The sequence below is a fragment of the Methylobacterium sp. 88A genome, assembly GCF_000376345.1.
GTDB classification, from domain to species: Bacteria; Pseudomonadota; Alphaproteobacteria; order Rhizobiales; family Beijerinckiaceae; genus Methylobacterium; species Methylobacterium bullatum.
The window spans coordinates 1,876,537-1,889,856 of record NZ_AQVT01000001.1 but is presented as its reverse complement, the minus strand read 5'-3'; the positions used below and the strand labels follow the sequence as shown (position 1 = coordinate 1,889,856).

The window sequence follows — 13,320 nt, the reverse complement described above, 5'->3', positions numbered from 1 at the left end:
CCGCGAAGCGGCCTCGAAGGAGGCTTCCAGGGATCGGAGGGTGAATGGGAGGTCTCCTTCGAGGCCTGCGCTTCGCTCTGGCACCCCAGGGCGAGGTCGTGGGGAGGAGAGCTACGCCTCCACCATCTCCGCCCGCTGTGCCTGGAAGCTCCGCGCCGCCTCGTCGGTCTTCCAGCAGGCGGCGCGATGGCCAGGTCCGGCCTCGACCACCGGCGGGTCGCCCACGCGGCAGCGTTCCTCGGCGAGGAAGCAGCGCGGTGCGAAGGGGCAGCCCGGCTGGCGGTTGGCGAGGTCGGGCGGGCTTCCCGGGATGGTCTGGAGCCGCGAGCCCTTGGCGAGCGCCCCGTCGGCGCGGCTGCGCAGCAGGCCGATCGTGTAGGGATGATGCGGGTTGAGCACCACCTGCCGGGCCGAGCCCTCCTCCACGATGCGGCCGGCATACATCACCGCGATCCGGTCGGCGACCTCGACGGCGGCACCGAGATCGTGGGTGACGAAGAGGGTGGAGAGCCCGAGCTCCGCCTGCAGGTCGCGCAAGAGAAGCAGGATCTGGATCTGCACCGTGGCGTCGAGGGCCGTCGTCGGCTCGTCGGCGAGGAGGACCTTGGGGTTGCAGGCGAGGGCGAGGGCGATCATCGCGCGCTGGCGCATGCCCCCCGACATCTCGTGCGGATAGGCGTCGAGCCGCCGCTCCGGGCTCGGAATGCGCACCCGTTCGAATTGCTGCAGCGCGCGGGCGCGTGCTTCGGCCGCGCCGATTCCCTCGTGCTGGCGGATCGCCTCCATGATCTGGCGGCCCACCGTATAGACCGGATCGAGGGCCAGCAGCGGCTCCTGGAAGATCATCGCCACTTCGCGGCCGCGTAACGCCGTCAGGTCGCGCTTGCCCATGGCCATCACGTCGCGGCCGGCGACGAGGATGCGGCCTTCGATCGCCGTCTTGCGCTCGGGGTTGAGGCGCATGATCGCGCGCAGGGTCACGCTCTTGCCCGAGCCCGACTCGCCGATGAGGGCGATGGCCTGGCCTCGGCCGAGGGTGAGATCGACCCCATCCACGGCGCGGACCTTGCCGCCGAAGGTGACCTTCAGGCCTTGGATTTCGACGGCGGGTCCGGCCGGGGGCTTCGTCCTGGGCTCGCTCATGCTGCGACCGCCTCCGCGGACGGCGCCGCCGAATGGCCGGAGCCCGGCTGGCGGGCGAGGCAGGCGACGCGGTGGACGGGGTCGACCGGGGCGAGGGGCGGAGCATGGCTCCGGCAGATATCCTCCACGAGACTGCAGCGCGGGTTGAAGCGGCATCCCGGCGGCGGGTCGATGGGGTTGGGCGGGTCTCCGGCCAGCGGGGCCACGGTGGTGCGGTTGTCCGGGTCCATCGACGGCATCGAGGACAGGAGCGCCTTGGTATAGGGATGGGCGGGGTCGGCCAGCACGGTGTCGGCCGGGCCGATCTCCACCACCTGCCCGAGATACATCACCGCCACCCGGTCGCAGATGAAGCGGACGACGTTGAGGTCGTGGCTGATGAACAGGTAGGTGAGGTCGAATTCCTGCTTGAGGTCCATCAGCAGGTTCAGAACCTGCGCCTCCACCGACTTGTCGAGGGCCGAGACCGCCTCGTCGAGGACCACGAGGCGCGGCTCCAGCGCCAGGGCGCGGGCGATGTTCACGCGCTGGCGCTGGCCGCCGGACAGTTCGTGCGGATAGCGGGCGGCGAAGCGCGCCGGTTCCAGGCCGACACGGGCGAGGAGGCTGCGCGCCCGCTCGATGGCCTGGCGTTTGGGCACGCCGTGGACCCGTGGCCCGAAGGCGATGGACCCTTCGATGGTCATGCGCGGGTTGAGCGACGAGTAGCTGTCCTGGAACACCATCTGGGCCTGGGCGCGAAACTCGCGCAGGGGCAGCGCCCGGCTGCCGATGCGTTCGCCGTCGAACAGCATCTCGCCCTTGTCGTGCTGGGTCAGGCCCATGATGAGGCGGGCGGTGCTGGACTTGCCGCAGCCGGATTCGCCGACGACCCCCAGGGTCTCGCCCTTCTTGATATCGAAATCGACGCCGTCCACGGCGCGCACGACGGCCTTCTTTCCGCCGATCCCCTTCTTGACCGGGAAATGCTTCACCAACCCCTCGACGGTGAGGAGTGGCTGGCCCGGGCCGCCCCGGTCGCGGGAGGAGAGCGGGCTCGACGCGATGGGCGTGCTCATGACTTCACTTCCATTGCCGAACGCAGGCCGTCCGAGAACAGGTTGAACGAGATCGAGACGATGAAGATCGCGAGGCCGGGCAGCGCCGCGACCATTGGGTTCACGTAGATCGCGGTGCGCAGCGTGTTGAGCATCAGGCCCCATTCGGGCTCCGGCGGCTTCACGCCGAGACCGAGGAAGGAGAGGCCCGAGGCCAGGATCATCGACACGCTGATGAGGCTGGTCGAGTAGACGAAGATCGGTCCGAGCACGTTGCCGAGCACCTGCGCGCGCAGGATCGTCAGGGTGGAGGCGCCGGACAGGCGGGCGGCGTCGACATAGTCGCGTGAGCGGATCTGCGTCGTCACGCTCTCGGCCACGCGGGCGATCTGGGGCGTGAACACGCAGGTCAGCGAGACGATGGAGTTGAACACGCCCGCCCCCAGGGCGCCGGAGAGGGCGATGGCCAGAAGCACCGAGGGGAAGGCGAAAAACACGTCGATGGTGCGCATGAGCACGGTATTGAGCCAGCCGCCGACATAGCCGGCGAGGATGCCGATGCTGGAACCGAGGAGGAAGGCGAGGATCACCGGCGTGACGCCGATGAACAGAGAGAGGCGCCCGCCCAGCATCAGGCGGCTCAGCATGTCGCGCCCGAGCTCGTCCGAGCCGAGAATGTATGTGGCGTCGCCCACGGGCTTGAGCCGCCGCACCATCGAGCCACGATACGGGTCCATGGGCGTGATCCACGGCGACAGCAACGCGATGACCACGATGGCGAGGATGACGAAGGCGGCGATCATCGCCACGGGATCGCGCAGGAGCTTGGCCAGCACGTTGCCCCAGAACCCGCGCGAGGCGACGAAGGCCTCCGGCGTCGAGGTGAGCGGAGGGGCGCCCCCGGCGATGTCGATGGCCGATACGGCCGGACTGGTCCCGAGTGCCATCAGCCCCTCTCGATGCGCGGGTCGAGCGCCGTCTGCACGACGTCGACGATGAGGTTGAGGGCGACGAAGAACATCGCCAGGACGAGGATGGCGCCCTGCAGCAGCGGCAGGTCGCGCTGGAAGATCGCGGCGTTGAGGAGGAATCCGGTGCCGGGCCAGGCGAACACCGTCTCGATCAGGATCGAGCCGCCGAGCAGGTAGCCGAGCTGCAGCCCCATGATCGCCAGAGCGGTGGGAGCGGCGTTCTTCACCACGTGCTTGAACACGCCGAATTCGGAGAGGCCTTTCGCCCTGAGCGCCCCGACGAAATCCTGGGAGAGGATGTCGCCCACCAGCGCCCGGACGGTGCGGGCGATGACGCCCATCGGGATCACCGACATCGTGATGGCGGGCAGGATGATGTAGCGCAGGTGCTCGAGATCCGGCTTCCAGTTGCCCGACCCGTCGGGGCCGGCGCCGGTGGAGGGGAGCCAGCCGAGCTGGGCCGAGAACACGATCACCAGGACCATGCCGAGCCAGTAATGCGGCACGCTCACACCGAAGACCGAGATGGCGGAGGCCGCCCGGTCGAGCACGGAATCGCGGAAATAGCCGGCGACGAAACCGAACAGGCAACCGAAGGTGAAGCCGATCAAGGTCGCCACGGAGGCGAGGATCAGGCTGTTGACGACGGCGCGACCGACCTCGCTCAGGACCGGCCTGCCGGTGGCGATGGACGTGCCGAGATCGCCGTGGAGCACCTTCCACAGCCACAGGGCGTACTGGACCGGCAGCGGCTTGTCGTAGCCGTAGGCGATCCGCATGGCGTCGATCGTCTCCTGGGTGGCGTCCACCGGCAGGATGGAGCTGAGGGGATCGCCGTCCGCCAGATGTACCAGCGAGAAGCAGACGATGCTCACGCCGAGCGCCACCGGGGTGACGGTGAGGAGGCGGCGGAGGATGAAGCTCAGCATGGCGCGGTCCCTCGTCCCCCTCCCCCCTCTGCGGGGGAGGGTGGCCCTCGCGTCAGCGAGGGTCGGGAGAGGGGAGCGCCAGTTCCGGAGAGGTCGCCCCCTCTCCCGCCTGCTCCGCAGGCACCCTCCCCCGCAAAGGGGGGAGGGTTGGTATGCATGGCGGCCTTCGTCATCACTTCCCCACGGTGATGGGTGAGAAGTCCTGGTACCAATTCTGGGCCTGGACGAAGCCCTTCACTTTCGAGCTCATGGCGCGCGGGTTGGTGTCGTGGGCGACCATGAGGAACAGCGCCTCGTCGACGTATTTCTCGTGGACCTTCTGCAGCACCTTGATCTGCTCGGCCGGATCGAACGTCGTGCGGATCTGATCGAACAGCTTGTCCATCTCGGGGTCGCAGTAATGGCCCCAGTTCGTGCCGTTGGGGGCCGCCAGATTGCATTGCAGATGGCGGATGAAGCCGGTGAAGGGGTCCTGGATGAAGTAGGAGAAGTTCATCCCCGTGGCGCCGCGCGACACGTCGGCCTTCGCGCCGGCCCGCCACAGGTTGATGAGCGCGTTCCACTCGACGACTTCGAAATTCACCTTGATTCCGATATCGGCGAGGTTCTGCTGGATCAGCTCGTTCATCGGCAGGGGCTGCATCTGGCCCGAGCCCGAGGGCGCGATGAGAATCTTCGTGACGATGGGCTTGTTGGGGCCGTACCCGGCCTCGGCCAGGAGCTTCTTGGCCGCTTCGGGGTCATAGGTCGGCTTGAAGGTCGGCGAGCCGAACCAGGCCGAGCCCGGCGGCATGAAGCCCTGCGCCGGGATCATCAGGCCGCTGAGCATCTCCTTCATGCCCTCGCGGTCGACGGCGAGGTTGGCGGCCTTGCGCACGCGGATGTCGTTCCACGGCGAGCCCTCGGCCCGCGACAGGTGCCAGGTCCAGTTATGCGGATAGGCGTTGGTGACGATGCTGAACCCCGCTCCCTTGAGGGAGGCGATGGCGTCCGGCGGCGGGGCCTCGATCCAGTCGACCTGGCCCGAGCGAAGGGCCGCCACGCGGGCATTGGCCTCCGGCAGGGGAACCAGCACCAGCTTGTCGAGCTTGGGCACCCGCGCCTTGTCCCAGTATTCGGCGAAGGGGGCCATCTCGGCGCGCTCGCGCGGGGCGAAGAGGGTCAGCTTCCACGGGCCGGTCCCGGACGGCGTCTTGGCGAACGCGTCCCAGCTCTTGCCCAGCTTCTCCCACTGCGCCGGCGAGGACATCATGATCCAGGCGATCTGGTAGGGCAGCGTCGCGTCCGGTGCCTTGGTGGTGATCTCCACCGTCATCGGATCGACGACGCGGTAGCTGGCGACACCGGGGATGCGCGACCTACCCTGCGCCGACTGGCGCGGATCGAATTGCGGCGCATCGGTCTTGAGGAGCTTGTCGAAGTTCCACACCACCGACTCGGCGGTGAAGGGCGACCCGTCGTGGAAGGTGACGCCGGGGCGCAGCTTGAAGATCCACTTTGTCTTGTCGGCGGCATCCACCGCCCAGGAGGTGGCCAGACCGGGGGTGAGGTCGGAGGGCTTGGTCGCGCTCGACAGGTCCCAGTTGATGAGCGCGTCGTAGACCGTGTAGCCGGTGAAGCGCATGCCCTCGCCGCCATTGTCGGCCTGCCCCGTGGTGAGCGGGATGTCCGACGCGGTCATTCCGATGCGCAGCGTTCCCTGTGCCCATGCGGACGGCACCATGCCGCCGACGGCCAGCGCCGCGGCCACGAGTCCAACGCGAAGATGTTCTGCCAAGCCTCTCATCGTGTTACGCTTTTCCTCGGTCGACCGATGATCGGTGAAATTGCCGGTGTCGCGAACGCCCATGCAAGGCGCCGGCCAGACTGGACTCTTTCCAACCCCGGCGGGTGAAAATGTATACGAAATCCAGCGCGGCCGGGCGGTTCGCCATGCGCTGGGGGCCGGCCCGCCCGGCGGGGGCGACGTCGTGGGTTTTGCGCTGCGGCGATCGGCTCTAAACCGCCTCACACCGGGCATGCCGCCCGGCGGAGCGTCCCGGTTGTCCCTCCCTCCGAACCCAAGGGCCAAAGCGAGCGGCGCCGTCTCCGACGGCCTCCGGCGCGGGCGCGTGGCCGGCTTCCTCATGGGGCGGGGCTCCCTCTCCACGCCGGGATCGAACCTCGCGCGCCTGCCGATCGCCCTCGACCCGCGTGGGCTCAGCATCATCGAAGGCATCCGGGCGGCCTGCGCCTTCGGCACCGTCATCCTTCTCCACGAATTCGTGGCGTGGCCCCCGCTCCTGATCATGGCGCTGGCGGCCAACCTCACCTGCTTTGCCGATATCGGCGGCCCGATGCGCTCCCGCCTCATGGTGCTCGCCGTGTTCTCCGTGCTCGGCAGCCTGATCTGGAGCCTGTTCGGCCTGCTCCAGCCCCATGGCCCGGCACTCGTGGTGCCGCTCGCCACCCTCGTCATCTTCTGCTGCAGCTATGCGCGGGTCTGGGGCGTGCAGGAGCAGACCGCCGGCAACGTCCTCGTCCTCGTCCTGGCCTTCGCCCTCGACCGTCCCCTCACCGGCGGCGAGGCCGTCATCGCCGGAGCGATGGTGCTGGCCGGCGGCCTGTGGGCGACGGTGCTGGCCCTCGCTCTGTGGCGGCTCAACCCCTATCGCCCGACCCAGAGGGCCGTGGCCGAGGTCTGGCGCCGGCTCGCTCTGCTCAGCGGCGATCTCGAAGACCTCGCGGCCTCGGACGAGGCCGGCGCGGCGGGATTCGACGACCATGCCCGCGCCCATCGCCGCGGCGTGCGCGAGGCGATCGAGCTCGCCCGCGGCCTCATCGTCGACCTCGCCCGCAGCCGCGAGCGCGTCTCCGACCGCACCGCCCAGGCGCTGATCCGGCTGGAGAGCGCCGAGCAGATCTTCGCCGCCCTCATCGCCCTGTCCGACCGGATCGAGGCCGACCGCAACCCCAACCGCCAGGTCCGGACCCGGCGCCTGCTGCGCCGCCTGCGGCCGCTCCTCCTCGTGGTCGCGCGGGCGATCCGCGACGACACCGTCCTCGACCTGCCGCGCATCGAGCGCTCGATCGCGCGGGCGGGACGCGGATTCGCGTCCGACCCGGCCCTCAAGGCCCTGGCCGAGCGCATCCTCGACCGCGTCCGCATCGGGGCGAAGCTCTCGACGCCGGAAGGGTATCGCCCCGGCGGCACGCTGCTGGGGAGCGCCAGCCTGCCCCTGCGCCAGCGGCTCGTCGGCCCGTTGAAGGCGAACTTCACCCTGGCCTCGCCGAACCTGCGGCACGCGATCCGCGCCAGCACCGTCACCGCCCCGGTCCTCGGTCTCACCCTGCTCTGGCCGGGGCCGTTCACGCACTGGCTCACCATCACGGTGGTGCTGACCATGCAGCCCTTCTACGCCGCCACCTGGCAGCGGGCGCTGGAGCGGATCGGCGGCACGGTGCTCGGCGGGCTGTTCGGCGCATTGCTCGCCAGCCTCGCCACGACGACCCTGGCGCTCGCGGCGCTGATCTTTCCGTTGAGCATCATCGGTTTTGCCGCCCGGCAGGTGAGCTATGCCTTCTTCATCGCCTGCCTGACGCCCCTGGTGGTGCTGCTGGTGGAGGTGATGGAGCCCGGCCATGCCTCCTGGGAAGTCGCGGGCATGCGCGCCCTCTTCACCCTGCTCGGAGGTCTCATCGCGGTGGCGAGCAGCCTGCTGCTCTGGCCGGTCTGGGAGCCGGATCAGGTCCGTCTCGAACTGAGGAAGGCCGTCAAGGCCCATGCCGATTTCGCGCGCACCGTGCTCTCGAATCGGGCGGAGGCCGAGCGGAGCGGGGCGGCGGAGGCCGCGGCGCGGGCGAGCGGCCTCGCCCTCAACACCCTGGAGGCCGCCCTCTCCCGCGCCCTCCAGCAGCCCCGCGCCGGGCGTCACCCCCAGGTCGAGACCGCGATGGTCGCCGATGCGACCCTGCGCCGGATCGGTGCGCGCCTCTCGGCCTTGCGTCATGCCGCCGACCCCAAGCCCGCTCTCGCCGAAGAGCTCGCGGGCGATGCCGGAGACGAGGCGGAGGCGTGCCGCGCCTGGACCTTGTGGATCACCACCACCCTCGCCCGCCTCGCCGAGGATGGCGGCGCCCTGCCCGCCCATCCCGCCCTGCCCCGCGCCGAGTCTCTCGTGCGCCTCGTGACGCAGGTGGAACTGCTGGCCGAGACCCTGCGCCCGCAACGGTCGCGCGAGGAGGCCGCCCCCGCCGAGGCCGTCCCCGAGAAGGCCCGCCGCTAGGTCTTTCCACCCGCCCGGGGCTAAAGGGGGGCGTGTCTCGCGATCCCCTTCTCAGGCTGGGCTGATTCTTGGAAGACCTCCTCCACCGATGGCTGCAGGCGACCGGGTCGATCCGGGCCGACGTCCTCGCCGTCCTCGGCATCGTGCTGGCGCTTCTCGTCACGGTTCACGCCTTGCTGCGCAAGCGCGAGATCGGCACCGCCATCGGCTGGATCGGCCTCGCCTGGCTGTCGCCGATCTTCGGGACGGCCCTCTACGCGATCTTCGGCGTGAACCGGGTCTCGCGCCGGGCGCGCCAGTTGCGGGTGAGGCCGTCGCAACAGGCGGGCTCCCCCGTCATTCCCGACGCCAGCGTGCCCGAAGACCTGCGGCCCCTCGACCGCGCCGTCCGCCGGATCACGCGGCTCGTCCTCCTGGGCGGCAACGACTTTTCCATCCTGCGCAACGGCGACGCAGCCTATCCGGCGATGCTGGAGGCGATCGGGGGAGCGACGCGCAGCGTCGCCCTGTCGAGCTACATCTTCCGCAACGACGGCGCCGGGTCGCGCTTCTTCGAGGCGCTGGTGGCCGCGCGCGCGCGCGGCGTCGAAGTCCGGGTGCTCATCGACGGGATCGGCAGCGGCTACTTCTTCCCCGCCATGGCGCGGCGCCTGCGTCGGGCCGGGGTGCCGGTGGGGCTGTTCATGCATTCCGCCCTGCCCTGGCGCATGCCGTTCCTGAACCTGCGCACCCACAAGAAGATCCTCATCGTCGACGGGCGCATCGCCTTCACCGGCGGCATCAACATCGCCGACGAGAACCTCGTCGCCACCTCCCCTCCGGACCCGGTGCGCGACACCCATTTCCGCATCGAGGGGCCGGTGGTGGAGCAGCTGTCGCAGGCGTTTTCCGCCGACTGGGCCTTCGTCATGGGCGAGGAGCTCGACGGTCCGCGCTGGTTCCCCCCGCTCGGCGCGGCGGGCGAGATCGAGGCCCGTGTCGTCACCTCGGGGCCGGATGCGGATATCGAGAAGATCGAGTTCGCGGTGATGTCGGCGATCACCTGCGCGCAGCACAGCATCCGTCTCGTCACCCCCTATTTCCTGCCGAGCGAGATCCTGTCCACGACCCTGGCGCTCGCCGCGACGCGGGGCGTGCGCGTGGACGTCATCATCCCGCGGGCGAGCAACCACAGCTACGTGGACTGGGCGACGCGGGCGCATGTGGCGCCGCTGCTCGAGGCGGGCGTGCGGATCTGGCTCGACGAGCCGCCCTTCGACCATTCGAAGCTCCTCGTCGTGGACGGGGAATGGAGCTTCGTCGGCAGCGCGAACTGGGACATGCGCAGCTTCCGCCTGAACTTCGAGCTCAACGTCGAGGTCTACGACCGCGCCTTCGCCGACCGCCTCGACGCGTTCATGCGGACGAAGATGGACGCCCGCCTGACGGCCGAGGAGCTCGCGCGGCGGCCCTTGCCCGTGCGGTTGCGCGACGCAGCCGTACGACTAATGCTGCCATACCTCTGACGGTCCGCTCGCCCGCCTGGGCCGGCGCGGGGCCGAGATGCACCACGATGGGCCGGTGGTCGGAGGCGCCACGCGGCAGCACCGTGCGGCCGAGGCAGGCGAGCCCGCGCACGAGGCAGCGGTCGATGCGCAGGGGCACGAGATCGACCATGGCATGGGTCGGGATGCGGGGCCCGGCATCGCGGAACCCCGGCAGCAGGGCGGGGCCCACGAGGTTGTAGTCGCCGATCACCGCGGCGCGCGCCGGCAGGCTTTGCTCGATCCGCCGTAGCTGCCGCCGGTTGAGCACCTGCCCATGGGAGAGATGGACGTTGGCGACACCGAACTCGCCGAAATCGAGGATCTGGCAGACCCGGTCGACGACGGCGCCCGACGGCAGGGCGATGACCACGGGCGGGGAGGCCCAGGGATGCGGGCTCCACATGGCGAGCCCATGGATGCGGCCGGGCAGCGGTGCCCAGGCATAGACGCCGCCGAGCCGCTCCTCGATCACCGCGATGTCCTTGGTCGCCTCCTGCATCAGCAACAGGTCGGGCCGCTCGCGCTCCACCAGGGCGACGATGGCATCGACCTTGGCTCCGGTGCGCCGCAGCAGGTTCCAGCTCACGATCTTGCGGAAGTGGCTGCGGTCCAGCCCATCGAGGGCATGAAGGTCCGGGAATCGGGCGGGATCCTGGGACGCGTAGCGGCGGTCGTTGAGCGGGCCGCGCCAGGGCAGCGAAAAGTGTCTCTTGTCCGCCACCTGCCCGCCCCCGCCGTCGCCTCGTCCAGCCTGACGCTGCCTTCCTCTAACGCTTCTTGCCGAGTTCGGCTGCGATGTCCTTGATCATATGTCCGACCTTGCGGTGGGCGCTCGTCAACTGGTCGCGGGTGACGCCCCAGCGCTTCATCCAATGCTCGACGGCCTGCCGCTCGGACAGATCGAGCCTGTCCTTGTCGATGAAGCCGCGCTTGTCCTTCAGGCCTGCCATCTGTCCCGCCTACCTCGGTCCGCATCCCCGGCGATGCGCGTCTCCGCACGGCTCTTAACCCATGTGCCGGTGTGGTGACGAACACGAAAACAACCTCCCCGTCATCGCCGGCGGGGAGGTTGGTCCGGTTCGGCGAGCCCGGTCACGTCGGGCTCGCCCTCAATTCTGCGCCGCCGCTTCGCGGGTGACGTCCGGGCGCGGCCGGTTGACGGCGACGGTGTCTCCGGTGCGGCTGATCTCGACGGCGTCGGCGGTGCCGCCGAGTTCCTGCGGGGTCGAGAGGGTCACGCTCTGGCCGTTGGCCAGGACCGTCTCGAATCGCATTGCCCGGCTGGTCCCGGTGCGGGCCAGGGTGACGACCACCCGGTAGCCCTTGGGCTCGGCGGTGTAGTAGGCGACGCCCGAGAGCTCGCCCAGCGAGACGCTGCCACCGTCGAGGGGCTTGATCGTCTCGGCGGAGGCCGGAAGGGTGGCGACGCCCACGGTGACGTTGGCGAGGGCGGCGGCGGTGATGAGGCTACGGAGTGTCATGATGACGGGTCTCGCTGTCTTGGCAGGGGCGGTGCGCCCTTGCCGGTGACGCGAAGATGCTGTGCGGTGCATCATGGATCAAACAGATTGGATCGATAATGACTATTGACCATGTCGATCTATCCCGCATCGACCTCAATCTGCTGGTGGCCCTCGATGCCCTCCTCGCCGAGCGCAGCGTCACCCGCGCCGCCGCCCGGATCGGCATCGGCCAGTCGGCCATGAGCAGCAGCCTCGCGCGCCTGCGCACCACTTTCGGCGACGAACTCCTCACCCGCGCCCCCGAGGGGATGCGCGCTACTCCCCGCGCGCTCGCGCTCGCCGCGCCCGTGCGCACCCTCCTGCGCCAGATCCAGTCCCTGGTGCGCCGCGACGAGGCGTTCGATCCGCGCAGCGTCACGCGAACCTTCACCATCGGCCTGCCCGATTCCACCGAGGTGCTGCTCGGGCCGCGCCTTCTGGCCTACCTGCGCGAACATGCGCCGGGGATCAGCCTGCTCCTGCGATCCATCGACCGCATCCGCATCCTGCAGGAACTCGACGCGGACCGCGTCGATCTCGGCATCGGCACGTTCAGCCACGGCCAGACGCACCACAAGCAGCGGCTGCTCTACCGCGACCGCTACGTCTGCCTGTTCAATGCCGAGCTCGTCGGGCTCGAGCCTCCGATCTCCCTGGACGATTACCTGCGCTTTCCCCATGTGCTCACCAGCCTGAAGGAAACGGCGCACGGGGTGGTGGACGACGCCCTCGCCCTCCTCGGCCTGCGCCGCGACCTCGCGGTGACGACGCCGCGCTTCCTCGCCGTGCCCTTCCTGGTGCGCAGCGCGCCCGTCCTCACCACCATGCAGGAGCGCCTCGCCACCCTGTTTGCCGGAACCCTCGGCCTCGCCGTCAGCCCCGCGCCGGTGGCCCTCGACGAGGTGGCGATCTCGATGCTGTGGCACGCCTCCTACGACAACGACCCGGCCCATCGCTGGCTGCGCCAGACATTGCTCGCCCTTGCCGACGACGCGGCGCAGGTCGGTTGAGGCGCTTCGATTCTCGCCGCCCGGCACCACGTCCGGTCCGGATCTCCTGCCGCCGGCGACCCAAAACTTGCCAATGCGCGCAGGCGCGTGCTTTGGGAGGGCCGGCATCGGCTGCTCCGCAGGAGCAGGGCTCCGGGAAAGAGGCCGCATGGGTTTGGTAGCAGGAGGGGTCGCCGACGTCGTCGGAGGCTTCGGCGCGTGGCGCATGTGGTGGATGCTGGCCAAGAACGACGTGATTCGGCGGTATCGCCGCTCGCGCGTCGGCCAGCTGTGGCTGACCCTCAGCATGGCCGTGATGATCTTCGGCATGGGCGGGATCTACGCCTCGCTCTTCGGCACCTCCATGGCCGATTACCTGCCCCATCTCGGCACGGGCCTCGTGCTCTGGGGATTGATGTCGCAGACCATCAACGAAAGCTGCTCGAGCTTTACCGATAACGACAGCATCATCCGGCAGGTCGCGCTGCCGCGTTTCACCTACCTGCTGCGGACGATCGCCCGGAACCTCTTCATCTTCGCCCATAACCTGATCATTCTGCCGGTCCTGTTCCTCGTCACCGGCACGGTGATCGACTGGCACATCCTGCTGTTCGTCCCCGGCCTGCTGCTCGTGCTCGCCAACCTGGCCTGGATCGGCTACCTCCTGGCCATCCTGTCGGCGCGGTTCCGCGACATTCCGCAGATCGTCGCGAGCATCGTCCAGGTCGCGTTCTTCGTCTCGCCGGTCGTCTTCAAGCCCTCGCAATTGCGGGGTGACCATCCCGTTCTCATCCTGAACCCCTTCGCCAGCATGCTGGACGTGATGCGCGAGCCTCTGCTCGGCCATCTGCCGAGCGCGACGTCCTATCTCATCCTGCTCGGCCTGCTGGTCGTCGGGTGGCTCGTCGCCCTGGCCTTCTCGGGGAAATATTCGCACCGCGTCGTGTACTGGCTCTGA

At 69.3% G+C, this 13,320-nt stretch carries 12 protein-coding genes; 4 read left to right on the top strand and 8 right to left on the bottom strand.

What is annotated here, in order from left to right; all coding sequences use genetic code 11:
- Positions 1–111: 111 nt before the first annotated feature.
- From A3OM_RS0108950 to A3OM_RS0108930, 5 genes are all read right to left on the bottom strand, one after another.
- Positions 112–1,143, bottom strand: a complete 1,032-nt coding sequence (locus tag A3OM_RS0108950; protein WP_018043408.1) for an oligopeptide/dipeptide ABC transporter ATP-binding protein — start codon at positions 1,141–1,143, stop codon at positions 112–114.
- On the bottom strand, positions 1,140–2,201 hold the full coding sequence (locus A3OM_RS0108945; protein ID WP_018043407.1) for an ABC transporter ATP-binding protein: 1,062 nt from the start codon (positions 2,199–2,201) through the stop codon (positions 1,140–1,142). Before A3OM_RS0108945 ends, A3OM_RS0108950 begins: the two co-directional genes overlap by 4 nt.
- Entirely contained in the window at positions 2,198–3,127 is a 930-nt protein-coding gene (locus A3OM_RS0108940; protein WP_018043406.1) for an ABC transporter permease, read from the bottom strand. Before A3OM_RS0108940 ends, A3OM_RS0108945 begins: the two co-directional genes overlap by 4 nt.
- On the bottom strand, positions 3,127–4,080 hold the full coding sequence (locus A3OM_RS0108935) for an ABC transporter permease (RefSeq protein WP_018043405.1): 954 nt from the start codon (positions 4,078–4,080) through the stop codon (positions 3,127–3,129). The genes A3OM_RS0108940 and A3OM_RS0108935 overlap by 1 nt, the downstream gene beginning before the upstream one ends.
- A gap of 172 nt (positions 4,081–4,252) precedes the next feature.
- Positions 4,253–5,803, bottom strand: a complete 1,551-nt coding sequence (locus A3OM_RS0108930; protein WP_245257839.1) for an ABC transporter substrate-binding protein — start codon at positions 5,801–5,803, stop codon at positions 4,253–4,255.
- A 319-nt stretch (positions 5,804–6,122) separates the two neighbouring features.
- On the opposite strand from A3OM_RS0108930, the gene A3OM_RS0108925 reads away from it, so the two are divergent.
- On the top strand, positions 6,123–8,345 hold the full coding sequence (locus A3OM_RS0108925; protein WP_018043403.1) for an FUSC family protein: 2,223 nt from the start codon (positions 6,123–6,125) through the stop codon (positions 8,343–8,345).
- Positions 8,346–8,413: 68 nt separating this feature from the next.
- Complete coding sequence (cls, locus tag A3OM_RS0108920) at positions 8,414–9,850, top strand: cardiolipin synthase (RefSeq protein WP_018043402.1); 1,437 nt, start codon at positions 8,414–8,416, stop codon at positions 9,848–9,850.
- Here cls and A3OM_RS0108915 read toward each other — a convergent pair.
- The 3 genes from A3OM_RS0108915 to A3OM_RS0108905 form a co-directional block, all read right to left on the bottom strand.
- Positions 9,741–10,484 carry an endonuclease/exonuclease/phosphatase family protein gene (locus A3OM_RS0108915; RefSeq protein WP_081612733.1) on the bottom strand — a complete coding sequence of 248 codons (744 nt, stop codon included), beginning with the start codon at positions 10,482–10,484 and terminating at the stop codon, positions 9,741–9,743. The two genes, cls and A3OM_RS0108915, sit on opposite strands and share 110 nt — an antisense overlap.
- A gap of 154 nt (positions 10,485–10,638) precedes the next feature.
- The gene (locus tag A3OM_RS0108910) at positions 10,639–10,821 is read right to left on the bottom strand and encodes a DUF3606 domain-containing protein (protein WP_018043399.1); all 183 of its coding nucleotides are present in this window, start codon (positions 10,819–10,821) and stop codon (positions 10,639–10,641) included.
- Between the two features lie 159 nt (positions 10,822–10,980).
- Positions 10,981–11,352, bottom strand: a complete 372-nt coding sequence (locus A3OM_RS0108905) for a hypothetical protein (protein WP_018043398.1) — start codon at positions 11,350–11,352, stop codon at positions 10,981–10,983.
- Between the two features lie 98 nt (positions 11,353–11,450).
- On the opposite strand from A3OM_RS0108905, the gene A3OM_RS0108900 reads away from it, so the two are divergent.
- Together A3OM_RS0108900 and A3OM_RS0108895 are read left to right on the top strand one after the other, a co-directional pair.
- Entirely contained in the window at positions 11,451–12,383 is a 933-nt protein-coding gene (locus A3OM_RS0108900; RefSeq protein WP_018043397.1) for a LysR family transcriptional regulator, read from the top strand.
- 148 nt (positions 12,384–12,531) lie between these two features.
- Positions 12,532–13,320, top strand: a complete 789-nt coding sequence (locus tag A3OM_RS0108895; RefSeq protein WP_051074311.1) for an ABC transporter permease — start codon at positions 12,532–12,534, stop codon at positions 13,318–13,320.